Source organism: Bradyrhizobium sp. RT6a, assembly GCF_040547675.1.
Lineage (GTDB): Bacteria > Pseudomonadota > Alphaproteobacteria > Rhizobiales > Xanthobacteraceae > Bradyrhizobium.
Window position 1 is genome coordinate 151,201 of sequence record NZ_JBEPQC010000004.1, and the last position, 23,476, is coordinate 174,676.

Sequence of the window (23,476 nt, forward strand, 5' to 3'; positions counted from 1 at the left end):
CAACTGAGCCAACGCCATGAACCATTTTGACTATCGCAACGGCGTGCTGCACGCCGAGGCGGTGAACCTGTCAGAGCTGGCCGCAGCCGTCGGCACGCCGTTCTACTGCTATTCGACCGCAACGCTCGAGCGGCACTATCGCGTTTTCGCTGACGCTTTCGCCGGCGAGAAGGTGCTGGTCTGCTACGCCATGAAGGCGAACTCCAATCAGTCGGTACTGCGCACACTGGCCAGGCTGGGGGCCGGCGCCGACGTGGTCTCCGGCGGCGAATTGAAGCGCGCGCTGGCCGCCGGCATCCCGGCAAGCAAGATCCTGTTCTCCGGCGTCGGCAAGACGGAAGACGAGCTGCGCGCCGCGCTGGCCGCCGACATCCTCTGCCTTAACGTCGAATCCGAGCCCGAGCTCGAGCTGCTGTCGCGCCTTGCGACAGAGACGGGCAAGACCGCGCGGATCTCGATCCGTGTCAATCCAGACGTCGATGCCGGCACGCACGCAAAGATCTCGACTGGCAAATCCGAGAACAAGTTCGGCATTCCGATCGCGCATGCCCGTGAGGTCTATGCCCGCGCCGCAAAGCTGCCGGGCATCGAGGTCACAGGTACCGACGTGCATATCGGCAGCCAGATCACCGACCTCTCCAAGATGGAGATCGCGTTCCGCATCCTCTCAGAATTCGTGCAGACGCTGCGCGCCGACGGCCACAACATCTCGCATGTCGATTTCGGCGGCGGTCTCGGCATTCCCTATTACATGGACCGCGAGGCGCCGCCGGCGCCCGACGCCTATGCCGCCATGGTCAAGCGCGTCAGCCACAATCTCGGCTGCACGCTGATGTTCGAGCCGGGTCGCATGATCGTCGGCAATGCCGGCATCCTGGTCGCCAAGGTGATTTACGTGAAGCACGGCGACGGCAAGAATTTCGTCATCATCGATGCCGCCATGAACGATCTGATCCGCCCGACACTTTACGAGGCCCATCACGACATTCTGCCGGTGACGCAGCCCGCGAAGGGGGCGGCCACAATCATGGCCGACGTCGTCGGTCCGGTCTGCGAGACCGGCGACTACCTCGCACTCGATCGCACGCTGCCGACGCCAAAGCCCGGCGACCTCATCGCCATCATGACCGCCGGCGCCTACGGCGCAGTGCAGGCCGGCACCTACAATACGAGACCTCTGGTGCCCGAGGTGCTGGTGAAGGGCGACCAGTACGCCGTCGTGCGTCCGCGCATCGAAGTCGAGCAACTGATCGCGATGGATACGCCGGCGCCCTGGTTGTGATTGTGTGATCGTCGACGATGAGCGCAGCTACCCCTGCGCCCATCGCTGCATTGATTCCTACTTCTTGAACCGGTCCCTGATCGCGGCGAGGCCGGAATCATAGACGCCGCCGAGGGCATCGATCGCGTCCTTCTCCCGCCCCGGGTCGGGCGTGTAGATGCCGGTCCATGTCACCACCGACGCGCCTTCACCTTTTGCCGTGACCTTGATGGTCGACTTGTACTGGCTCACCGGCAGTGGGCTCGACAGGAACGCGTAGGAATAGCTGTAGTCTTTGTCGCTCCGCGCAGTCTGCGTCTCCACGAACGAGGCCTTGCCGTCCCTGGTGACGAGCGTCCGGGTTGGCGGCGACTTGCCGTCCGTAATGCACTGCCCTACCGGCGGCAGCCAATCCTTGATCGCGCAGAACGGCCCGATGACGGACCACACCTCGGCCGCAGCACTGCTGACCTCGATGCTCCTCGTCAGATTGGCTGCGGACGCCGGCATGACGCCGACGCCCAGGCCGAGGGTGCAAATCGCGGCGCTGCGAAGCGAAACGAGCAATCTGGAAGCCGCTGAATCGTATTTCTTCATGGTAATCTCCTGTGTCCGGCGGGCCGCGATTGCGGCGGCCGGCTTGCCAATGCCGGTCGAATAGACGCTCACCACGGTCCGCGGCCAGTTCAGAGAATGAATCGCCGCTGATACAGAAACTGAACTAGGAAGCCGCGCGCATCGGCCCTAAGGTTCCGCCTTCGCTTGTCACGGAGGGCCGCATGACCATCGGCAGCTACAGGCAGTTCTGTCCGGTCGCGATGGCGGCCGAGATATTATGCACGCGCTGGACCGTCGTGCTCCTTCGCGAACTCATTGCCGGCTCGACGCGCTTCAACGAGCTGCGCCGCGGCGTTCCGCGGATGTCGCCTGCCTTGCTCTCTCAACGTCTCAAGGAACTCGAAGCTGCAGGCATCGTCATCCGCCAGCCGTCGGCTTCCGAGCGCGGCGTGATCGAGTATCAGCTGACCGCCGCCGGACGCGAACTCGGCCCCATCGTCGAGGCGTTCGGCATCTGGGGCCAGCGCCGCATCGAGTCGGATCTGTCGCTTCAGCATCTCGATGTCCAGCTGTTGATGTGGGACATGCGGCGGAATTTGAACACGACGCCGATGCCGACCCGCCGCAGCGTGCTGCAGTTCGCGTATCCGGAATTACCTTCGACGCAGCGATTGTGGTGGCTGATCGTCGATCCCGACGACAGTGTCGATCTCTGCTCGATTGATCCCGGTTTCGATGTTGACCTATACGTGTCGGTTGATCTGCGCACCATGACGGCGATCTGGATGGGACTTGATACCGTGCGCGCGGCCGTCGCAAGCCGGCGCATGCTGCTTACCGGCGACCGGCAGCTTGCCGCGGCCATGCAAAGCTGGCTGGGCCTCAGCCCGTTCGCCAAGGAACGCAAGCTGGCGAGCTGATCCAGGGCGGCGCAATTCAGTATTTGTATCGCCCCGCTACAGTTCCCGTACTGGCGAGCCCCGGCCGTGTTCTGGCACCCAAGTGATGCCCGCCCCTATCAACGCGGAGCTGAACTCGAGCCAGGAGACACGACATGACAGCGTATCTGATCGCAGACATCAAAGTGACTGACGGAAAGTGGGTGCCGGACTACGCGGCGTCCGTCCACGAGCTGGTGCACAAGCACGGCGGCAAGTATCTCTCGCGCAGCGGCAATGTGAAGACGCTGGAAGGTGCGCCTTTAGACACGTCGCTGATCGCGATCATGTCGTTTCCCACGGCGAAAGCGGCGGAGTCCTTCGTCACTGATCCCGCCTACGGCCGCTTCGCGGCAGCGCGCAGGGGCGGCAGCGAGAGTCGCTTCCAGTTGATCGACGATACCGACTTGGCCGGCACGATCCCCTATCTCGCCAAGGCTTGAACCGCGTCTTTGGCAAAAACTCGGCCGCAGGCGCAGACGTGCCCGGCCAACACAGGAGATTGGAATGAACGATTCACTGGCCGGCGCCGGCCTGCCTCGCATGTTTTTCGCAGCTTGCAGCGTGGCCTTCCTGATCGGATTGTCCGGCGCCGCGTCGGCCCGGGTGACGCGGTGCGACATTACGTGGGTCAGCTGCAACAACACCTCTGCGAAATGCTCGAGCGAGAGACGGTGCATGCGCAGGTGCGACGAGAAGTATATCAAGTGCAGTGGGGGTTCTGCCTCCCTGCAACTGGATCAGCCGATCGACCTTCTGGAACTTGGCAGACGCCGCTCCTAGCAGATCGATCCAAGGAGGACAACGCAGCGCCGGTCGTCGGCGCTGCGTTCTCGTGTTGGCGCTAGCTGGCCGGCCTGCCGCCCACCACAACACCCGCCTTCTTCTCGATCGGCTTGATCGCCGCGGTGAAATCGGACTCGGCGCCTTCCGCGCTGATGACCGTCTCCCACAACCGGCCGACCGCATCCGCGACCTCCATCGACAGGCCGAGCTGCTTCATCTCCTCCAGCGCCAGCCGCACGTCCTTCACCATCAGTCCCGTGGCGAAGCCGAAGTCGAAGCTGCGCGGCAGCACCGAGCGCGGAAACTTGTCGCGGCTCGCGGTATTCATGCCGGAGCCGGCATTGATGACGTCGATCATCACGGCAGGATCGAGCCCCGCCTTGACGCCCATCACCACCGCTTCCGAGGTCGCCACGATCGCGGTGGCCGACAACAAATTGTTGGCAAGCTTCATGGTCTGCGCCGCGCCGGGCTTCTCGCCGATGAAGAACACTTTTCCGATGATGTCGAGCGCGGGCTTGAGCAGCTCGAACTCGGTCTTCGGCCCCGAGACCATCACCGCCAGCGTGCCCTTCTCGGCGCCGCCGACGCCGCCGGAGACGGGGCAGTCGATCTGCACGATGTCATGCTTGGCGAGCAGGCCGTGAATCTTCACCGCCATCGCTGAACCGACGGTGGAGAGATCGATGAAGCGTTTTACGCGGCTCCCCTCGATCACGCCGTTCGGCCCCGTCGCAACCGCGAGCGAGGCCTGCAGCGAGGGCAGGCTCGCCATGACCGTCTCGACCTGGTCGGCGACGTCCTTCGGCGACGTCGCCGCAGTGGCGCCGCGCGCCACCAGCTTGTCGACGACCTCCTGGCGCGTGTCGAACACGACGAGTCGGTTGCCGGCCTCGATCAGCCGCCGCGCCATCGGGAAACCCATGTTTCCGAGGCCGATGAATCCGATGTCCATGGTGTTTCCTTGTGTTGGATATTCGTTGTTGTTGATCGGCGCGCTTCCATCCTCGGTGTCGTCCTGGCGAAAGCCGGGACCCATTACCCCAGGGAGAGGTTGTGGCGCGAAGTGGCAACTCCGAGTGCCCGTAACCACACCTGCCGGTGGCTATGGGTCCTGGCTTTCGCCAGGACGACATGGGGACGTCGCGGCCCCGTCCCTCACACCGGCCCCCCTCACGCCTTGCCGTCGATCTCCGCGAACACCTCGCGCGCGATCCGAAAGCTGTCGACGGCGGCCGGCATGCCGCCATAGATTGCGACCTGCATCAGGATCTCGCGGATCTCGTCGCGGCTGACGCCGTTGGTGAGTGCGCCCTTCAGATGCGCGCGGAATTCGTGCTGACGATTGAGGATCGCGATCATCGCGATGTTGAGCATGCTGCGGGTTTTGCGCGGCAGCTCCTCGCGGCCCCACACCGTGCCCCAGCAATATTCGTTGAGCATCTCCTGGAACGGACGATTGAAGTCGTCGACGGTCTTCAGGGCGTTGTTGACATAGGCCTCGCCCAGCACCGCTTTGCGGACTTCCAGGCCCTTGTCGTGCATCTTTTTGTCCATGGCGTTTCCTTTGCTTCTCTTACGTTTTCCTTGGCTGGCGGCGCGGAAATTACGGGGTTGCGGCGTGCCAGTCACGTCCTCGTGTTATGCGGGAAAAGGGGTGTCTCCCGTACAGGAACGGATGCCTCAGTGCTGCCGTTGTGGTACGCTTCTCTACCGGGCAACCTGGAGAGTTGATTGAACGGCGTCACCCCCGACCCGTCAGACCCGATCCGCGATGGCGACGCTCTGTCGCGGCTGAAGCTGGCGCAAGCCCTGCAGCGGGCCACTTATGCCATCGCGTGGGAGCGTGCCTGGCCGAATTTGGCGCGGCTTCTCACTGTCGTCGGCCTGTTCCTGGCGGTCTCCTGGGCCGGCCTCTGGCTGGCGCTGCCGTTCATTGCCCGCGCCATCGGGCTCGTCGTTTTCGCCGGCATCGCAATTGTCGTCCTGTTCCCGTTGACTCGCTTTCGCTGGCCGAGCCGCGAGGAGGCGCTGGCGCGGCTCGACCGCGGCTCCGGCATCCGTCATCGGCCGGCCACCACGCTAACGGACACGCTGAGCTCGCAGGACCCGGTTGCGCAGGCCTTGTGGCGGGCGCAGCGCGAGCGCACCCTGACTTCGATCAAGCGCATCCGCGCCGGTCTGCCGAAGCCCCGGCTCGCTCTGCATGATCCCTGGGCGCTGCGCGCGCTGGTCATGGTGATGCTGGTTGCGACCTTCTTCGCGGCCGGCGACGAGCGCGCGATGCGGCTCGGGGCCGCCTTCCACTGGAACGGCATGCTCGCGCCGACGAATGTTCGCGTCGATGCCTGGGTTACGCCGCCGCTCTACACCGGCAAGCCGCCGGTCATCCTGTCGGCTGCGAACAAGGAGGCCGCCGCGCTGCCGGCCAGCGGCCCGCTTGCCGTTCCCGCAGGCTCGACCCTGATCGTTCGCTCCTCCGGCGGCAGCCTTGATGTTGTCGTCTCCGGCGGCCTCAAGGAAGTCGCGCCTACCGAAGCCGCGCCCAAGGGCACCAACGAGAAGCATTTTGCCATCAGCGGCGACGGCACCGCGCATGTCCGCGCGCCCTCCGGCCAGCCGCAATGGGCGTTTGCGGCAACGCCGGACCGCGCGCCGACGATCGCGCTGGCCAAGGATCCCGAGCGGCAGGCCCGTGGCGGACTCCAGCTCACTTACAAGATCGAGGACGATTACGGCGTCACCGGCGCCGACGCGCAAATCGGCCTGCGCCCCGCCGATGCCAAAGATGGCAGCAAGGAGGCCGACACCAAGGCCGCCGCGCGGCCGCTATTCCAGCCTCCGCAATTCCCGCTCGTGCTGCCGAATGCGCGCACCCGCAACGGCGTCGGCCAGACGGTGAAGGACCTCAGCGAGGATCCCTATGCCGGTGCCGACGTCACGCTGACCCTGACCGCCAAGGACGAGGCCGGCAACGAGGCCAGGAGCGAGCCCTTCAACATGCGCCTGCCCGAGCGGCTGTTCACCAACTCGCTCTCGCGCGCGCTGGTCGAGCAGCGCCGCATCCTCGCGCTCGACGCCAACAAGAATTCGGATGTCTACGCCGCGCTCGATGCGCTGATGATCGCGCCCGAATTGTTCACTCCGGATGCGGGCTGCTATCTCGGCCTGCGCAGTCTGGCGCAGCAGCTGGAAGCCGCCCGCACCGACGACGCGCTGCGCGAGGTGGTGGGAAGCATGTGGGCGTTCGCGGTCACCATCGAGGACGACGGTGTCGCCGGCAGCGTCAACGCCGCGCTGCGCTCGGCCCAGGACGCGCTCAAGCGGGCGCTGGAACGCGGTGCCAGCGAGGACGAGATCAAGGCGCTGACGCAAAAGCTTCGCGAGGCGATGGCCGGCAAGGTGCGCGATCTCGCCCGGCGCGCCGAGCAAAATCCGCTTGGACCGCGGCAGCCATTCCCGGCAGAGGTTCAGCTCATCCTCGACAAGTCCGTCGAGCTGAAACAAAAGACCCAGAACGCCACGCCCGAGCAGCTCGAAGAGCTGGCTAAGCAGCAGGACGCATTGCGCGAGCAGCTTCAGGCCTATCGCAAGTCGGCGAACAACCGGGCGAAGGCGGGCAACGACGGGGCCAACCAGTCGACGCGGGACCGTAAATGCGGAAGCTAGCACGCGTGCCACTCTTGAAGGCGATCTCGATCGCCTGCCTCGCCTTCCTGTTGGGAGGCGTCTCGCCCGTGGCTGCCCAGCAGGATCTGGATGTCGATGCCCTGCTCGATGGCGCTGAAAAGGCGATGCAGGATTCCGGCGACAGCCTCAGGCAGAAGGAATCCGGCAAGAGCCTGAACAATCAATCCGATGCGATTCAGAAGCTCGAGGACTACAAGCGTGCGACGGAAAAGAGCCAATCCTCCAATCGCGATCGTTCCGTCATCACGCAGCGCGACCTGGACGAATTGCTGAAGCAAATCGAGAAGGCGGCGCGCGAAGGCAATAAAGAAGCGGCCCAGCGCATGCTCGAGCAGCTCGCGCAGATCATGGAAAATCTCCAGATGGCGCAGCCCGGGCAATCCGGCGACAGCGACATGGAGCAGGCGCTCAACGAACTCAGCGACATGATCCGCAAGCAGCAGCAATTGCGCGACAAGACTTTCAAGCAGGGGCAGGATTCCCGGCGTGAGCGCTCGCGCGGCAAGCAGCAGGGCGACCAGTCGATGTCGGACCTGCAGCAGGATCAGCAGTCGCTGCGCGATCGTCTGAAGAAGCTGCAGGACGAACTCGCCAAGCGCGGCCTCGCGCAGAAGGGGCAAAAGGGCCAGAAGAGCCAGGGCCAGAAAGGGCAGAAGGGTCAGCAGGGCGAGCAGGGACAGCCAGGCCAGGATGGCGATCAGGACGGCGACCAGGGCGATGACGACGGCAGTCTGGACGCCGCCGACGGGGCCATGGGCGATGCCGGCTCGCAGCTCGGCGAGGGCAATTCGGACGGTGCCGTGGACTCGCAAGGGAAAGCTCTCGAGGCCTTGCGCAAGGGCGCGCAGAAGATGGCCGAGGCGATGCAGCAGGGCGATGGCGACGGGCAGGGCGATGGTCCGGGCAACCGTGCCGGCCGCCAGCAGAGCGGGGGTAATCAGACTGATCCGCTCGGCCGGCCCCTTCACGGGCGCGATCTGAGCGACGACTACACGGTGAAGATCCCCGGCGAGATCGACGCGCAGCGCGTCCGCCGCATCCTCGAGGAGCTGCGCCGCCGCTTAGGGGATAGCTCGCGCCCGCAGATCGAGCTCGACTACATCGAGCGGCTGCTGAAGGATTTTTGAGTTCTCTGTCATCGCCCGGCTTGACCGGGCGATCCAGTACTCCGAGACGGTTGTGATTCAATCGAGAGGCCGCGGCGTACTGGATGCCCCGGTCAAGCCGGGGCATGACAGCGGAATACGTGGCGCCCGCGCTATGCCTTCTTCGCCGCCAGCGCATCTGCCACCGCCGTGCGGATGTCGGCGACCGAAAACGGCTTGGTCACGACGTCATGCACCAGCGCATTGAGGTTTGAGGCGCGCTCGCGCTGGTCGGCAAAGCCGGTCATCAGCAGAATGGTCAAATCGGGGAAATCGCGTGCGACCGAAAGCGCCAGCGCGATGCCATCCATCACCGGCATCTGGATGTCGGTGAGCAGCAGGTCGAACCCGCCGTTCGCGCGAGTCAGGATCTCCAGCGCCTCGGTGCCGTCTTGCGCGGTGACGATCTCGTGGCCGTCCATGGCGATGGCCCGCGCCACCAGCTGGCGCATCGAATCCTCGTCGTCGGCGATCAGGATTTTGGACATGAGACCAACCTTGGGATCAATCTCGCCACGAACTTTGCCTGCGAGACCTGCGAAGTCGATTATACGCTGCCGCCGGCGACGTCGCGCCGGTTGAAGAAGCGAACGTCGATATTGCGGCCCTCCGGCGGCGGCGAAGCCAGGCGCGAGCGGAAGAAGGCGCGCTCGCCGGGCTGTAGCACGGTCTGTTCCAGAACGGCGTTCCAGGCGTAGATTTCCGCGCCTTGTGCGTCGCGCACCGCGAAGCGCAACCGGGGAATGTCGAGCGGCTTTTTGCCCTGGCCTACGATCACGCCCTCGATCACCAGTACCTGCTTACCGTCCACGGTCTCGCTGGAGAGCTTGACGTCCTTGAAGGCCAGTGCGCGCAGGTTAACTTCAAGGCCGACCATCCTGTAGAAGGCGGCCGTCTGCGGCAGCAGCCGCACCATGTCGCCGCGCCAGATCACCAGCGCCAGCACCAGCGCGCCCAGGGCGGCGCAGGCGGTTGGCAGGCCAAAAAGGGATTTTCGCGGGGCAGCCGTGGGAACCGGACGGCGCACCCGCGCGCCGCGGCGGCGGCCGAACAGGCCGCGGAACCAGGACTGGTGCTGTTCGCCGACGACTTCCTCCTCGGCGGACCGGGCGGCCGCCGACCATTCGTCCTCGGTGTCCCCGGCTTCCTGGTCCGGCCAGTCGCTGGCGATAGAGGGGCTGTCAACGACAGGCGCCTCAGCGGCGCCCTCGTCCTGGGCATAGGAGTTCCACTGCTCGGCGAGATCGGACTGGTCGTCGGCCTGGCTGGCGGCGGCCATGGCCGGGACGGATGCCTCCTCGATGGCATCCTCGGCATGGGCGACCCAGGTTTCCTTGCATCGGGAACAGCGCACGGTCCGGCCGTTCGCCCCAAGGCTCGCGGGCTTGATGGCGTAGGATGTCGTACAATGAGGGCAGACGATATGCATGGACGAGCCTTGATGCATGGACAAGTCTTGACGGTGACACGGTCGCGGAGAACCGAGCGGGAAAGATGCTACCAATCATGCTACAGGACGACCGTTAACGAACCGGAAACCATAACGGCCGCAAAACCCGCTGATCGCCTATGGCGGAGCACAGCCGTGCGGGCCGCGGCCTCTCTCGAACGGAGCTGAGCTTGGTTCGGTTCGAAAATGTCGGATTGCGTTACGGCCTGGGGCCCGAGGTCCTGCGCGACCTCAACTTCCAGATCCCGGCGCATTCCTTCCAGTTTCTCACCGGCCCGTCCGGCGCCGGCAAGACCTCGTTGCTGCGCCTGTTGTTCCTGTCGCATCGCCCGACGCGGGGCCTCGTCAATTTGTTCGGTCACGACATCTCGCAGCTCGGCAAGGACGAGATCGCAAACTTGCGCAAGCGCATCGGCATCGTGCTCCAGGATTTCCGTCTGCTCGACCACATGACCACCTATGAGAACGTCGCGCTGCCGTTCCGCGTCATGGGCCGCAGCGAATCGAGCTACCGCAAGGAGGTCATCGACCTCCTGAAATGGGTCGGGCTCGGCGAGCGCATGGACGCGCTGCCGCCGATCCTGTCCGGCGGCGAAAAGCAGCGCGCGGCGATCGCCCGCGCCGTGATCTCGCGGCCGCAGCTGCTGCTGGCCGACGAGCCGACCGGCAGCGTCGATCCGACGCTCGGTCGCCGCCTGCTGCGGCTGTTCATCGAGCTCAACAAGTCAGGCACGGCCGTCATCATCGCCACCCACGATATCGCCCTGATGGACCAGTACGAGGCGCGACGCTTCGTGCTGCACCAGGGACGGCTGCACGTCTATGAGTAGGCCCGACGAACGCGGCGTGCTGGTCGATCTCGGACAGGAGGGGCCGCCGCTTCCGGCCCGGGCGCGCAACATGTCGCCGATCGTGCCGCGCGCCTCGATCCACGGCCGCGCGCTGGTCGCCGTCGTTGCCATCATGACCTTCCTGGCTTCGATGACGACCGGCACGGTGCTGCTGGTGAGCGCCTCCGCCGCCGAATGGCAGTCGGACGTCGCGAGCGAAATCACCATCCAGGTCCGCCCGCAGACGGGACGCGATCTCGAACGCGACACCGCGGCGGTAACCGAGGCCATGCGCGCGCAAGCCGGCATCGTCGAGGTCAAGCCGTTCACCAAGGACGAGAGCGGCAAGCTGCTCGAGCCCTGGCTCGGCACCGGCCTGTCGATGGACGATCTGCCGGTGCCGCGCATGATCATCGCGCGCGTGCAGCCCGGCACGGCGCTCGATCTCGTCGCCTTGCGCGCCCGCGTGACCCAGGTGGCGCCAAGCGCCAGCGTCGACGATCACCGCGCATGGATCGAGCGCATGCGCTCGATGACCAACGCCACCGTGCTCGCCGGCCTCGGCATCCTCGCGCTCGTCATCGTCGCCACCATCATCTCGGTGTCGTTCGCGACCCGGGGTGCCATGGCGGCGAACCGTCCGATCGTCGAGGTGCTGCATTTCGTCGGCGCCGGCGACCGCTACATTGCCAACCGCTTCCTGCGTCATTTCCTCAGGCTGGGGCTGGAGGGCGGCGTGATCGGCGGCGGCGCCGCCATGCTGGTGTTCGGCTTCTCCGAGTCGATTGCAGGCTGGTTTTCCGGCACCCCCGTCGGCGACCAGTTCGCCGCGCTGCTCGGCACCTTCTCGCTGCGGCCGTCCGGCTACATCGTGCTTGCGGTGCAGGCCGTGCTGATCGGCGCCATCACCGCAGTCGCCTCGCGCCAGACGCTGTTCGCGACGCTGAATGATGTCGATTGAGGCCGACAGACCGGACTCCACTTCGCCTCAAAACGTCCTAAAATCGCCTCTGGGAAGGGATCACCGACATCGCATGACCGCGCCGACCGACGATCGATCGCCGAAACTGCCGCGCGGCTGGCTGCGCGCGGCCGTGATCTCGACGATTGCGCTCGCTTTCGTCGGCGCCGCGGCGGGCTTCATTGCGTTTCTGTCGCAATTGCGCGGCGCCGAGATCGCGCCGGACCGCAGGGCGGACGGCATCGTGGTGCTGACCGGCGGCTCATCGCGGGTGTCGGATGCGATGGAGCTGCTCGCTGCCGGCTACGGCAGGAGGCTCCTGATCTCCGGCGTGCACCCGACCTCGACGGCGAGCGACATCTCCCGGACGTTGCCGGAGAACCAGTCCTTCATGCGTTGCTGCGTCGATCTCGACCGCACCGCGGTCTCGACCCGCGGCAATGCCGCGGAAGCGCGGCGCTGGGCCGCGGGGCGCGGCTTCAAATCGCTGATCGTCGTCACCTCGAACTATCACATGCCGCGCGCGCTGGTGGAATTCTCGCATGCGATGCCGGAGACGACACTGATCCCGTTCGTGGTGGTCGGCGACAAATGGCGCGAGGAGCCGTGGTGGACCTCCGCGTCCACCTTGCGGCTGTTGCTGTCGGAGTATGTCAAGTACATCGCGGCCGAGCTCAGGGTGCGGCTGGAGGATTTCGGGATTGACCTTTCGCCCGAGATGTCGGAGCAGCCTCCCGGGCTTCAACCGAAGCGGCCCGCCACCGCACAGGCCAACTGATCGGCAATTGATCGGATCCTCGATGTTCTTGATTTTCCTGCGATCGCTCGTGTTCAACGTGCTGTTCTACACCGTGCTGGTGTGCCTCGCGATCGTGGCGCTGCCGACCTTCGCATTGCCGCCGCGCGCCATGCTCACGGTCGCGCAATGGTGGGCGAAGGCGACGCTGTTTCTGATGCGGGCGGTCTGCAACATCAAGGTGGAATTCCGCGGCCTCGAAAAGATTCCGACGGGACCATTGGTCGTCGTGGCGAAGCACCAGTCGTTCTGGGAGACGTTCGTCCTGCCGGGTTTTTTCGACCGTCCGATTTTCATCCTCAAGCGTCAGCTCATGCAGATCCCGGTGTTCGGTCAGTTCCTGGTCAAGACCGGGATGATCGCGATCGACCGCAACGCCGGCGTCAAGGCGCTGCTGGACATGACGCGGCGGGCCCGTGAGGCGGTGCGCAGCGGCGGGCAGCTCGTGATCTTTCCCGAAGGCACGCGCCGTGCCCCGGGCGCGCCACCGGACTACAAGAGCGGCTTCGCGCAGATCTACTCGTCCTGCGGTGCGCAGTGCCTGCCGATCGCGCTCAATTCCGGCCTGTTCTGGCCGCGCCGCACCTTCATGCGCTATCCCGGCACGCTGGTGGTGGAATTCCTCGATCCGCTGCCGCCAGGCTTGCCCAAGGACGAGTTTCTCTCCCGTGTGCAAACGGCGATCGAAGACGCGACCGGCCGCCTTGTCGAAGCGGGCCGCAGGGAGCAGGAGCAGCTGATCGGCTCGGCGCCGAGCTATGCGCCGTCCGAGAGCTAGCGGTTTTCCCGACCGTCCACTGGAGCCGGCGCGTGCTGAGAATGCGCATCACCATGCAGCATCGTGGCGAGCTGATGCAGCGGCGCATCGCGAAAACCTTCGGCCTCGATGGCCTTCACCGTCGCGGTCACGTAGTCGCGGTTGGCGCCGGACTGGCCGTGGCCCTGGAGCACGTGGCGATGCTGGTCGGCGAGCGACAGCCGGCCCGCATATTGCACATGGCCGCGGTCGACGACATAGGCGAGCGCGGAGACGCGCTGCCGTGCGTCGTTCTCCAGCCACACCGAGCGCATGACTTCGCGATAGACCGACGTCACCTGCTCGCGCGCGCGCAAATAGCCGACGACGTCGGCGCGGTTCTTTTCGGCGACGCGGAAGGCGATGCCGCGGCAGGCGCCGCCGCGGTCGAGGCCGAGCACCAGACCCGGCTTCTCCGGCGTGCCACGGTGCACGAAGGAATAGACACAGAGCGCGCGATGCTCGCCGACCAGCCGCGCCGGGACGCGCTCCTCGAATTCGAAGCCCGGCCGCCACATCAGCGAGCCGTAGCCGAACACCCAGAGGTCGCCCTTGGCAGTGGTGACGGAGGGGAGGGTGATTTCCGACATTTCGGGCACGGCTACCAGAACCGCGCCCCCAAACGAAGCGAATTCTCCGCCTTTCGGAGCATGCCAAGCTCGCTTACATTTGACAAAATCAGGGGTCAAAGGGTCGCCGCATGTCCGATATGACCGTTGCCGCAGGCCGGCGCTCCCGTTGGGGCCTTTTCATCGCCCCTGTCATCCTCCTGATCCTCGCGGTGGCGTGGAGCGGGTTCTGGTTCTATGCGGCGTCGCAGGCCGAAATCGCCGCCGATGCCTGGCGCGCGAAGGAGGCCAAATCCGGCCGTATTTATGATTGCGCCAAGCGCTCGGTCGCGGGCTTCCCCTTCCGCTTCGAGGTCCAGTGTTCCGGCGCCAGCGTCGCCCTGGTGTCGCAGAACGCCAGCAAGACGCCGTTCACGGCGAAGCTCGACAACATCCTGGTCCTCGCCCAGGTCTACGATCCCAAGCGCGTCATCGCCGAATTCACCGCACCCGCGACGCTCACTGACGGCGTCACGCAAAACACCTTCGTCGTGAACTGGAGCAAGGGTCGCAGCAGCGTGGTCGGCTTGCCCGCCGTGCCGGAGCGCGCCTCCATCGTGTTCGAGGAGCCCACCGTCAATCGTGTTGACGGCGGCGTGCAGGTGCCGCTCGCGCGTGCAAAACAAATCGAGCTGCATGGACGCCTTGCGGATGGATCGCCGTCCGATCATCCCGTGATCGAGACCGTGCTCCAGATCGCGCAGGGCAGCATCCAGGGCGTTCATCCTCTGCTCGCCGAGCCGTTCGAGGCCGACACGCGGGCGAAGATCACCGGACTGTCCGACCTCACGCCAAAGCCGTGGCCGCAGCGCTTCCGCGAGATCCAGGCCGCCGGCGGCCATATCGAGATCGTGCAGTCCCGCATCCAGCAGGGCGAGATGATCGCGGTTGCGGCCGGCACGCTCGGCCTCTCGGCCAATGGCCGTCTCGACGGCGAGTTGCAGATGACGGTGACGGGCCTCGAGCGCGTGATCCCCGCGCTCGGCATCGAGAAGATGCTGGAGGAGGGGGTGCCGCAGGCAACCCTCGATCGTGTCGCGCCCGGCGTGAAGTCGCAGGACCTCAACAATCTGTTCGGCGCGCTCGACCGCGCCGTTCCCGGCCTCGGCAAGGTCATCAAGCAGAACGCCAATGCCGGCGTTGCCGCCGGCATCAATTCGATCGGCACCGAGAGCACGCTGGAAGGCAAGAAAGCCCGCAGCTTCCCGCTGAAGTTCGTCGACGGCAATGTGCTGCTCGGCCCGGTCAAGGTCGGCCAGATCCCGCCGCTGTATTGATTGCTCCGTCATTGCGAGCGAAGCGAAGCAATCCAGACTTTCTCTTCGGAGACAGTCTGGATTGCTTCGTCGCTGCGCTCCTCGCAATGACGGAGGTGAGAGGGGTGGCTACGGCTTCTTCAGCGCCGCATGCGGCCGGCCGAAGTCGGGCGCGGCGGAATCTTGGCCGATTTCGACGATGCCGCGGCGGATGGCGCGGGTTCGGGTGAAGTGGTCGAACAGCGCCTCGCCGTCGCCGCGGCGGATGGCGCGGGTGAGCTTGGCGAGGTCCTCGGTGAAGGTGCCGAGCATCTCCAGCACGGCTTCCTTGTTGGCGAGGAAGACGTCGCGCCACATCGTCGGATCGGACGCCGCGATGCGCGTGAAGTCGCGAAAGCCGCCGGCGGAGAACTTGATGACCTCGGACTCCGTCACCTGCGCCAGCTCGTCGGCGGTGCCGACGATGGTGTAGGCGATCAGATGCGGCAGATGGCTGGTGATCGCGAGCACGAGATCATGATGATCCGGCGTCATGATCTCGACCTTGGCGCCCATCGCAGCCCAGAACGCGCGCAGGCGGTCGGTAGCAGCCGCATCGACGCCCTCCGGCGGGGTGAGGATGCACCAGCGGTTGATGAAGAGCTCGGCGAAGCCTGAATCGGGGCCCGAATGCTCGGTGCCCGCGACGGGATGCGCCGGCACGAAATGGATGCCGTTCGGCAGATGCGGCGCCATATCCCTGACGATGGCGCCCTTGACCGAGCCTACGTCGGAGATGATCGCACCGGGCTTGAGGTGCGCGGCGATCTCCTGCGCCACCGGCCCGCAGGCGCCGACGGGAATGCAGAGAATGACGAGATCGGCGTCCTTCACGGCTTCCGCATTGGTCGCCACGACCTGATCGACGATGCCGAGCTCCATCACGCGTGCGCGCGTCTTCTCCGAGCGCGCGGTGGTGACGATCTCGCCAGCCAGGCCCTGGAGCTTCGCAGCGCGCGCGATCGAGCCGCCGATCAGGCCGAAGCCGATCAGCGCGACGCGCTGGAAGTGCGCGGTCGCGCTCATCGTCCGGCCATGAAGTCGCGCAGGCCCTCGACGACGAGGCGGTTGGCCTCCTCGGTGCCGATGGTCATGCGCAGCGAATGCGGCAGGCCGTAGTTCTTCAAGCCGCGCAGCACCAGCCCGCGCCTGGTGAGGAAGGCGTCGGCTGCGTCCGAGGTCTTGCCCTCGGTCGGGAAGTGGATCAGCACGAAATTGGCGACGCTCGGCGTCACCTTCAGCCCGAGCTTGCCGATCTCCTCGGCGAGCCAGTTGCGCCAGGTTTCGGTGAACTGTTTCGACATGGCCTGGTGCGCGGTATCCTCGATCGCGGCAACGGCAGCGTACATCGCCGGCGTCGACACGTTGAAGGGACCGCGGATGCGGTTGACCGCGTCGATGATGTGCTCGGGGCCGAACATCCAGCCGATGCGCAGCGCCGCGAGACCATGGATCTTGGAGAAGGTGTGGGTCACGACCGTGTTCTCGGTCGTCGCCACCAGCTCGATCCCCATCTCGTAATCGTTACGCGAGACGTAGTCGCAATAGGCTGCGTCCAGCACCAGCAGCACGTGCGAGGGCAGGCCGGCGCGCAGGCGCTTGACCTCATCGAACGGCACATAGGTGCCGGTCGGATTGTTGGGATTGGCGAGCCAGACCAGCTTTGTCTTCGGCGTCACCGCCTTGAGGATGGCGTCGACATCGCAGGTGAGGTTCTTCTCGGCCGCGACGACATTCTTCGCGCCGACCGCCATGGTTGCGATCGGGTAGACCAGGAAGCCGTGCGTGGTCGAGATCGCCTCGTCGCCGTGGCTGAGATAGGTGTGGGCGAGCAGATTGAGGATCTCGTCCGAGCCGGCGCCGCAGATGATGCGGTTGGGATCGAGCCCGAAGGTGCGCCCGATCGCTTCGCGCAGCACGCGCGAGGTTCCTTCCGGATAGTCTTCCAGATGATCCGCAACGTGCTTGAACGCCTCGATCGCCTTCGGCGAGGGCCCGAACGGCGTCTCGTTGGCCGAGAGCTTGAACACCTTGCGGCCGGGCTCTGCCACCGGAGTCTTGCCGGGCGTGTAGGGCGCAATATCGAGAATGCCGGGATTCGGCACAGGGCGGGACATCTTCAACTCCGGAATGGCAGGCGGTTCGCGACTTACGATTTCGACCCGGTCGGGGGCACCGTATAGCGCGTTGCGTGGCTGCCGACGAGGGCCGTGGAGCGCACCGAGGCCCCCGCCTCGATCAGGGCAGCCTTGATTTTGTCGAGGCTGCTCGTCGCGGTGACCGAGACCAGCAGCGCGGCGCCGTCGAAGGCGGTATCGGGCACGGCCACGATCTCGGCGAGCGGCGACAGGGCGCGCGCGACCTCGGCGTTCCACCCCGACACGCGCACGCTGAAGGTCTCGACCTCCGTCACAAGCGCGCTGTCGGCGACGCGCGAGACCGCGAACACGGGCAACGCCGCCGGATGGTCGGCGCGCTCGACGAACGGCAGCCGCGCGATGATCTTTGGCGCACCTTCTGCCTCGAGCTCCAGCCACCATGGTGTGCGGCTGGAGGTCGCCGAGACCAGCGCGAGGTCGCCCTTGGATTTCGCGACGGCCTCGACCGCCGCTTGCGCGCTGAAATGCGCGACGTAAGGCACGGTGAATCCGAAATGGAAGCGCACGGAATCGCGCATCGCCGGCTCGCTCGCAGAGATGTCGGCATGGACCGAGAACGGCGCCTGGACATAGGTGAAGGTCGCGATGATGACGCGCCAGATGCTCTCGACGGTGTCGAGCGGCAGGATGCCGCGATGACGCTGCACGAGGTCGCGCATCATGGCGGCCTCACGCGCAGGCCGAAACGCCGAGCCGACCTCCTGGGTCTGCTTCACGTGGATCAGGCGGTCGATGATGTCGCCGCGCTGCATCAGCAGGCGATGCATGCCCTCGTCGATCGCGTCGATCTCCTTGCGCAATTCCTGGAGCGATGGTGGCGCGGGCGGACGTTGGGACATGTCTGTGAGGTGCTGTTGAGAGGCGTTCCAATACGGATCAGGCGAGCCGTCACCGCTGCGATGAATGCCTGATTAGGCAGTCGGGGCTGCGAAAGCAAAGAGAAATGCAAAGGCAAATTCGGGGCCGTTCCGCCCGCGTCTCGACAGGTGAACTTGGTCGATCCGGGCCGCGACTTGACGAAAACCGTCCAAGACGGTAGTTTTTAGCCGTTCCGTGGTCATTTGAGCCGGCCGGCTTGCAGCCACGTTAAAAAACTCGCTAAACAGGCCGGGGACCCTTTCGATCCCGGCCGAACCTATCGTTCAGGCCGGGTTTTTCATGGCCTGATGTCAATGCGGTCACCAATACGATCGCAAACGAGGTCGATGGTCAGATGGTTGGCGTCCAGTCAATTCCGAGTCCCGCGATCACCTCCGACGAGCGGTCGCACGAGGTGGATCATCCGAGCTCGCAGGTCGCGCAGTTCGGCACGGAGCAGCCGCTGCGGCTGGATTGCGGTGTCGATCTCAGCCCGTTCCAGATCGCTTACCAGACTTACGGCGAGCTGAATGCCGATCGCTCCAACGCGATCCTGATCTGCCATGCGCTGACCGGCGACCAGCACGTCGCCAATGTGCACCCTGTCACCGGCAAGCCCGGCTGGTGGGAGACCCTGGTCGGCCCTGGTCGACCGCTCGATCCCCGCGAGTATTTTATCATCTGCTCCAACGTGATCGGCGGCTGCATGGGCTCGACCGGTCCGGCATCGATCAATCCCGCGACCGGCAAGGTTTGGGGTCTCGATTTCCCCGTCATCACCATCCCCGACATGGTGCGCGCGCAGGCGATGCTGATCGACCGGCTCGGCATCGACACGCTGTTCGCGGTCGTCGGCGGCTCGATGGGCGGCATGCAAGTGCTGCAATGGACTGCGGCGTATCCGAGCCGCGTGTTCTCCGCGCTGGCGATTGCCTGCTCGACACGACACTCGGCACAGAACATCGCGTTCCACGAGCTTGGCCGCCAGGCCGTGATGGCCGATCCCGACTGGTACCATGGCGGCTATGCCGACCACGGTATTCATCCGCATCGCGGGCTCGCTGTCGCCCGGATGGCGGCGCACATTACCTATCTCTCGGACGCCGCGCTGCATCGGAAATTCGGCCGGCGCATGCAGGACCGCGAGCTGCCGACCTTCTCGTTCGACGCCGACTTCCAGGTCGAGTCCTATCTGCGCTACCAGGGCTCGTCTTTCGTCGAGCGCTTCGACGCCAACTCCTATCTCTATCTGACCCGCGCGATGGACTATTTCGACATCGCCGGTGACCATGGCGGCGTGCTGGCGAAGGCGTTCGCGGGAATCCAGACCCGCTTCTGCGTGGTTTCCTTCACCAGTGACTGGCTGTTCCCGACTTCGGAATCGCGCGCGCTGGTGCACGCGCTGAATGCGTCGAGTGCGCGGGTGTCGTTTGCCGAGATCGAGACCGATCGCGGTCACGACGCGTTCCTGCTCGACGTGCCCGAGTTCTTCGACATCGCCCGTGCCTTCCTGCAGTCGGCAGGCAAGGCGCGCGGGCTCACTGCCAAGAATGCCTAAAGGACGGCTAGCCATGTCTGTACAGGAAGCGTTGCCGCTGGGCGGCGTTGCGACCGGGCAGCCCGGTGATTTTCGCGCCGACCATGTGCTGGTGGCCGAGATGGTCAAGCCGGGCTCGAAGGTGCTCGACGTCGGCTGCGGCGAGGGCGACCTGCTCCAACTGCTGGAAACCCGCGGCGTCGACGGCCGCGGCATCGAGCTGTCGCGCGAGGGCGTCAACCGCTGCGTCGCCAAGGGTCTTGCGGTGGTGCAGGGCGATGCCGACACCGACCTCGTGAATTATCCGGATGACGCCTTCGACTACGTGATCCTGTCGCAAACCTTGCAGGCGACGCGGCAGCCGAAAGTGGTGCTGGAGAATTTGCTGCGCATCGGCCGCCGCGCCATCGTGTCGTTCCCGAATTTCGGCTTCTGGAAGATGCGGCTCCAGCTCCTGATCGGCGGCCACATGCCGCGCACGGAGAATCTGCCGGCAAGCTGGTATGACACCGCCAACATCCATTTCTGTACCATCAAGGACTTCGTCGAACTCTGCGACGCGATCGACGTCAAGATGGAACGTGCCGAGGCGCTCGACCTCTACGGCCGCCCGCTGCGGCTGCGGATGCCCTGGTGGGTGTGGAATCTGTTCGGCGAGCAGGGCGTGTTTCTGCTGACGCGGGGCGGCAGGAAGTAGTTTTTCGTCATTTCGAGCGTAGCGCTAATGCGCCGCCAGCGATCTCGGATCGCGTACCGGCCATCTTCCCGCTTCCACCAGCGTGACGAACCGTTCCACCGTTTCGTTGAACAGGGCGGGCTCTTCGAGATTGAGCACGTGGCCGGACTTCGGAAACATGGCGAGCCCCGCCGCAGGCAGATGCTTCTTCAGGAACAGGCTTGCGCCCACGCACGGATCGTCCTCGTCGCCGCAGATGATGAGTGCCGGCGTCGTGGCGCCTCTGATCGCGTCCGTCATCGTAAAGATCGAGGGACGGCCGGCCTGAAACCCGCGCATCGTCCGCGCCGATCCCTTGGCGTCGTGCCGCGCCAGGGCGGCGTAGAAATCGGCGTGGCCACGCGGGTCCTTCACCAGGAAGGGAATCCGGCTCGGCGCCTCGCGCGTGACTTTTGCGACTTCGGCTGAGCCGAGCATCTCGAATTGCTCCGCGTTGGCGCGGCACTGCTTGCGCCAGGCGTCGAGGTTCTCGATCTCCGAGCCTGAGCCGACGCCGGCGAGCGTCATCGACAGCGCGCGTTGGGGCGCGTTGAGCCCGATCTGGAGCGACGAATAGGCGCCCATCGAGAGGCCGACGAAGTGCGCGCGATCGATCTTCAGATGGTCGAGCACCGCGAGCGCATCGGTATAGAAATGCGTATAGCCGTAGACCTCGCCATCAGGCACGTCCGATGGCGTGTAGCCGCGCGCGGAATAGGTGATGCAGCGATGGCCGCGCGAAAAGTAGCGCATCTGCGGCTCCCAATTGGTGTAGTCGGCCGCGAATTCGTGCAGAAAAATAATCGGCGTGCCCGCGCCTGCTTCTTCGAAGTAGAGACGACAATTGTCTTTCGTGAGGGCGTGAGGCATCCGGTTTTCTCCCTGAGGTGGCTGCGGCATTGGAATGCCGTCCTGCGGTCAGCGCATATGATGCTAACACTTGTTAATCATCGTCCAAAATCTTCGCGACCGCGTCTTGTTCTCGCCACATCGGGATACTGATACAGCCCGCGGATGTCGGCCACCGCACGGGCCGATTGGGAAGTGGGGGTGTCAACGAAGGATGAAGAATGTTCGAGTTGTTTGCGTCTCGCCTGTCGCGCTGTGTCGTCGCGCTGGCTGTTTTCTTCGCGGCGATCGCCGCACTCGCCTTTCCGGCGTCAGCACGACCTCATCGTCATAGCACAGAGCGGTACGCTTACGCTTACGCGCATCACGCCAGCAGACATCATCATTATTCCCGATATCACGCACGCAGCTCGCGCTTCGAGCGCGGCGCGGCGCAATTGCAGGCGAGCGGCTTCGGCAACACCTTCGCCAGCTATGACCCGAACGCCAATAGCGGCGGCATCGCCATGAGCGGCAGCGGTGGAATGGCCACGAGCGGCAGCGGTGGAATGGCCACGAGCGGCAGCGGTGGAATGGCCACGAGCGGCAGCGGTGGGATGGCCATGAGCGGCAGCGGTGCAATGGCCATGAGCGGCAACGCTGGAATGATTACCAGCGGCGGGATGACCACGCGCGCCAGCCGTCGAATCGCCACGAGGCGTGGCGGTGGCCTGGCCACTGACGCGAATGTCGGCGGCATGGCCAATAGCGCGACGAGCAGCGGCGGCTTTGGCGGCGGGTCGGGCCTCGTGTCCGAGGCGCGCCGCTATGTCGGCGGCAATCCGACCGGCCGCGGCAGCCTGTGGTGCGCGCGGTTCATGAACATGGTGCTTGAGAAAACCGGTCACCGTGGCACCGGCTCCGATATGGCGAATTCGTTCGCGCATTACGGCACGCGCGTCTCCGGTCCGCAGGTCGGCGCCATCGCGGTCATGTCGCGCGGCGGCCGGGGCGGTCATGTTGGCATCATCACCGGTGTCGACGCGCAAGGGAATCCGATCATGATCTCAGGCAATAACGGCAACCGCGTCCGCGAAGCACCGGTCTCGCGCGGCCGGATCTATGCCTATGTGATGCCGAATTGAGGTTTCTTCTCCCCGTCATTGCGAGGAACGAAGCGACGAGGCAATCCAGACCGTCTCAGCAGATAGATATCTGGATTGCTTCGCTGCGCTCGCAATGACGGAGTACGTGGAGCCGGCGCCGCGTCACACCAGCTTCGGCTGTTCCAACGCAACCGCGTCGCCCACGCCGATGTCGCCGTCGGCGATCACCTCGGCATAGATGCCGCAGTCCATGTGGCCGAGATTGCTCGAGAGCGTAGCCGGGATTTCGAGATCGCGCCTCGCGGTATCAGGGTCGACATTGGTGGCCGGGCAGCGCTTGATGCGCTTGACCACTTGCAGCCGGGCCTGCCCGATCGCCAGCGTCTGGCCGACGAGGTCGAGTTCGGACCAGGCCGGCCAGCCCTTCACGTAGAGATTGGCGCGGAAGCGCAGCGGGTGGACGACGGCGCCGCCAAGCATGGTCTCGAGCGCGCGGACGCTGTCGAGATTGATGATGGACACGACCTTGCGGGCGACGTCGGAAAAGCTGTGGTCACGGCCGGACAGGACCTTGGGCGGGCCCTTCAGCTCCGGCTGAAAGTTGTCCCTGAAATAGTCCTCGATGGCGGCGCGCCCGGCCGCGGTCTCGAGATCCCCACTGGCGACGATCTGGCCGTCCTTGCGGATGATCAGGCGGTTGGTCGCGTCCTCGAACCGGCTGTCGAGCGAAGCCAGCCGCTCATTCCGCGCCAGCATCAGGAACTGGGTCTTCGGCTTCCACTGCGGCTCTTCCGGATCGAAGCCGCTGGGGCCGTTCTCGATGGCGTAGCGGCGGTCGGCGGGCAGGGTCTGGCCGGCTCGCAGGAAGACGCGGGGCAGGGGCTCCGGCGTCAGGCCCTTGATCGGGTAGCGGTAGAGGCCGGTGATCTCGGCGGTCTGGCTGGCTGTCATTGCGCTAGGTGTCATGCCGCTACTTAGGGGATTCGGCCCACCGGCGCCAAGCGGCGGGTCCGCGCACGAAATTGTGAACTCGCCTCTTCCGGTCCGAAGCCTCGCTTCCCACATCTGGGTCAGGCCGGCGCCAGCGCCAGCGCCGGCTGATAACGACCGTTACCGGTTGAGAAACGTCAATGCGGTAATCGGAAACCCAATGAAGATG

The 23,476-nt window shown here is 65.2% G+C and carries 24 protein-coding genes and 1 riboswitch; of the genes, 13 read left to right on the plus strand and 11 right to left on the minus strand.

The annotated features are described in order from the left end of the window. Positions 1-16 precede the first annotated feature (16 nt). Entirely contained in the window at positions 17-1,282 is a 1,266-nt protein-coding gene (gene lysA / locus ABIC03_RS22490; protein WP_354061144.1) for a diaminopimelate decarboxylase, read from the plus strand. Between the two features lie 57 nt (positions 1,283-1,339). Here the strand turns inward: lysA and ABIC03_RS22495 are convergent, their stop codons facing one another. Then, on the minus strand, positions 1,340-1,858 hold the full coding sequence (locus ABIC03_RS22495; RefSeq protein WP_354061146.1) for an SRPBCC family protein: 519 nt from the start codon (positions 1,856-1,858) through the stop codon (positions 1,340-1,342). Between the two features lie 182 nt (positions 1,859-2,040). Here ABIC03_RS22495 and ABIC03_RS22500 point away from each other — a divergent pair, with 182 nt between their 5' ends. Together ABIC03_RS22500 and ABIC03_RS22505 are read left to right on the plus strand one after the other, a co-directional pair. Continuing rightward, positions 2,041-2,739 (plus strand): winged helix-turn-helix transcriptional regulator, encoded by a 699-nt coding sequence (locus tag ABIC03_RS22500; RefSeq protein ID WP_354061148.1) that lies wholly within the window; start codon positions 2,041-2,043, stop codon positions 2,737-2,739. Between the two features lie 134 nt (positions 2,740-2,873). After that, positions 2,874-3,200 carry a DUF1330 domain-containing protein gene (locus tag ABIC03_RS22505; protein WP_018453248.1) on the plus strand — a complete coding sequence of 109 codons (327 nt, stop codon included), beginning with the start codon at positions 2,874-2,876 and terminating at the stop codon, positions 3,198-3,200. Positions 3,201-3,601: 401 nt separating this feature from the next. Here the strand turns inward: ABIC03_RS22505 and ABIC03_RS22510 are convergent, their stop codons facing one another. Together ABIC03_RS22510 and ABIC03_RS22515 are read right to left on the minus strand one after the other, a co-directional pair. Next, positions 3,602-4,498 carry an NAD(P)-dependent oxidoreductase gene (locus ABIC03_RS22510; protein WP_354061150.1) on the minus strand — a complete coding sequence of 299 codons (897 nt, stop codon included), beginning with the start codon at positions 4,496-4,498 and terminating at the stop codon, positions 3,602-3,604. A gap of 218 nt (positions 4,499-4,716) precedes the next feature. Next, positions 4,717-5,100, minus strand: a complete 384-nt coding sequence (locus ABIC03_RS22515) for a carboxymuconolactone decarboxylase family protein (protein ID WP_007597318.1) — start codon at positions 5,098-5,100, stop codon at positions 4,717-4,719. Between the two features lie 177 nt (positions 5,101-5,277). Between ABIC03_RS22515 and ABIC03_RS22520 the strand changes: the two genes are divergently transcribed. Both ABIC03_RS22520 and ABIC03_RS22525 read left to right on the plus strand, forming a co-directional pair. Then, a complete protein-coding gene (locus ABIC03_RS22520) occupies positions 5,278-7,212 on the plus strand; it encodes a TIGR02302 family protein (protein WP_354061153.1) in 1,935 nt (644 codons plus the stop codon). Further along, positions 7,200-8,360 (plus strand): DUF4175 family protein, encoded by a 1,161-nt coding sequence (locus ABIC03_RS22525; protein ID WP_354061154.1) that lies wholly within the window; start codon positions 7,200-7,202, stop codon positions 8,358-8,360. Before ABIC03_RS22520 ends, ABIC03_RS22525 begins: the two co-directional genes overlap by 13 nt. Before the next feature lie 131 nt (positions 8,361-8,491). Here ABIC03_RS22525 and ABIC03_RS22530 read toward each other — a convergent pair whose 3' ends face one another. Together ABIC03_RS22530 and ABIC03_RS22535 are read right to left on the minus strand one after the other, a co-directional pair. After that, the gene (locus tag ABIC03_RS22530) at positions 8,492-8,866 is read right to left on the minus strand and encodes a response regulator (RefSeq protein ID WP_354061156.1); all 375 of its coding nucleotides are present in this window, start codon (positions 8,864-8,866) and stop codon (positions 8,492-8,494) included. 59 nt (positions 8,867-8,925) lie between these two features. Beyond that, positions 8,926-9,807 (minus strand): MJ0042-type zinc finger domain-containing protein, encoded by an 882-nt coding sequence (locus ABIC03_RS22535; RefSeq protein ID WP_354061158.1) that lies wholly within the window; start codon positions 9,805-9,807, stop codon positions 8,926-8,928. 191 nt (positions 9,808-9,998) lie between these two features. Here ABIC03_RS22535 and ftsE point away from each other — a divergent pair, with 191 nt between their 5' ends. From ftsE to ABIC03_RS22555, 4 genes are all read left to right on the plus strand, one after another. Then, complete coding sequence (gene ftsE / locus ABIC03_RS22540; RefSeq protein WP_354061160.1) at positions 9,999-10,658, plus strand: cell division ATP-binding protein FtsE; 660 nt, start codon at positions 9,999-10,001, stop codon at positions 10,656-10,658. Further along, entirely contained in the window at positions 10,651-11,619 is a 969-nt protein-coding gene (locus tag ABIC03_RS22545) for a cell division protein FtsX (RefSeq protein ID WP_354061162.1), read from the plus strand. Before ftsE ends, ABIC03_RS22545 begins: the two co-directional genes overlap by 8 nt. A gap of 73 nt (positions 11,620-11,692) precedes the next feature. Further along, positions 11,693-12,397, plus strand: a complete 705-nt coding sequence (locus ABIC03_RS22550) for a YdcF family protein (protein WP_275170938.1) — start codon at positions 11,693-11,695, stop codon at positions 12,395-12,397. A gap of 22 nt (positions 12,398-12,419) precedes the next feature. After that, entirely contained in the window at positions 12,420-13,193 is a 774-nt protein-coding gene (locus tag ABIC03_RS22555) for a lysophospholipid acyltransferase family protein (protein ID WP_275170939.1), read from the plus strand. Here the strand turns inward: ABIC03_RS22555 and ABIC03_RS22560 are convergent. Beyond that, positions 13,190-13,801 (minus strand): gamma-glutamylcyclotransferase, encoded by a 612-nt coding sequence (locus ABIC03_RS22560; RefSeq protein WP_275170940.1) that lies wholly within the window; start codon positions 13,799-13,801, stop codon positions 13,190-13,192. The genes ABIC03_RS22555 and ABIC03_RS22560 overlap by 4 nt on opposite strands. A 110-nt stretch (positions 13,802-13,911) precedes the next feature. On the opposite strand from ABIC03_RS22560, the gene ABIC03_RS22565 reads away from it, so the two are divergent. Further along, positions 13,912-15,096, plus strand: coding sequence for a DUF2125 domain-containing protein (locus tag ABIC03_RS22565; protein ID WP_354061165.1), 1,185 nt, complete (start codon positions 13,912-13,914; stop codon positions 15,094-15,096). A gap of 108 nt (positions 15,097-15,204) precedes the next feature. On the opposite strand, the gene ABIC03_RS22570 is transcribed toward ABIC03_RS22565, so the two are convergent. The 3 genes from ABIC03_RS22570 to ABIC03_RS22580 are packed head-to-tail and all read right to left on the minus strand — an operon-like array spanning position 15,205 to position 18,112. Next, positions 15,205-16,140, minus strand: a complete 936-nt coding sequence (locus tag ABIC03_RS22570) for a prephenate/arogenate dehydrogenase family protein (protein ID WP_275170942.1) — start codon at positions 16,138-16,140, stop codon at positions 15,205-15,207. Then, positions 16,137-17,231: a histidinol-phosphate transaminase gene (gene hisC / locus ABIC03_RS22575; protein ID WP_354061168.1), complete on the minus strand. Its 1,095-nt coding sequence runs from the start codon at positions 17,229-17,231 to the stop codon at positions 16,137-16,139. The genes ABIC03_RS22570 and hisC overlap by 4 nt, the downstream gene beginning before the upstream one ends. Before the next feature lie 32 nt (positions 17,232-17,263). Next, a complete protein-coding gene (locus tag ABIC03_RS22580) occupies positions 17,264-18,112 on the minus strand; it encodes a chorismate mutase (RefSeq protein ID WP_354061170.1) in 849 nt (282 codons plus the stop codon). A 204-nt stretch (positions 18,113-18,316) separates the two neighbouring features. Further along, positions 18,317-18,396: riboswitch (SAM riboswitch) on the plus strand. Between the two features lie 90 nt (positions 18,397-18,486). Between ABIC03_RS22580 and metX the strand changes: the two genes are divergently transcribed. Both metX and metW read left to right on the plus strand, forming a co-directional pair. Beyond that, positions 18,487-19,689 (plus strand): homoserine O-acetyltransferase MetX, encoded by a 1,203-nt coding sequence (metX, locus tag ABIC03_RS22585; protein ID WP_354061172.1) that lies wholly within the window; start codon positions 18,487-18,489, stop codon positions 19,687-19,689. 13 nt (positions 19,690-19,702) lie between these two features. Next, on the plus strand, positions 19,703-20,365 hold the full coding sequence (gene metW, locus ABIC03_RS22590) for a methionine biosynthesis protein MetW (protein WP_007615288.1): 663 nt from the start codon (positions 19,703-19,705) through the stop codon (positions 20,363-20,365). A 24-nt stretch (positions 20,366-20,389) separates the two neighbouring features. Here metW and ABIC03_RS22595 read toward each other — a convergent pair whose 3' ends face one another. After that, positions 20,390-21,253, minus strand: coding sequence for an alpha/beta fold hydrolase (locus tag ABIC03_RS22595; RefSeq protein ID WP_354061174.1), 864 nt, complete (start codon positions 21,251-21,253; stop codon positions 20,390-20,392). Between the two features lie 200 nt (positions 21,254-21,453). On the opposite strand from ABIC03_RS22595, the gene ABIC03_RS22600 reads away from it, so the two are divergent. Continuing rightward, a complete protein-coding gene (locus ABIC03_RS22600) occupies positions 21,454-22,356 on the plus strand; it encodes a TIGR02594 family protein (RefSeq protein WP_354061176.1) in 903 nt (300 codons plus the stop codon). Between the two features lie 123 nt (positions 22,357-22,479). Here the strand turns inward: ABIC03_RS22600 and ABIC03_RS22605 are convergent, their stop codons facing one another. Beyond that, the gene (locus tag ABIC03_RS22605) at positions 22,480-23,268 is read right to left on the minus strand and encodes an MOSC domain-containing protein (protein ID WP_354061178.1); all 789 of its coding nucleotides are present in this window, start codon (positions 23,266-23,268) and stop codon (positions 22,480-22,482) included. Between the last annotated feature and the right edge of the window lie 208 nt (positions 23,269-23,476).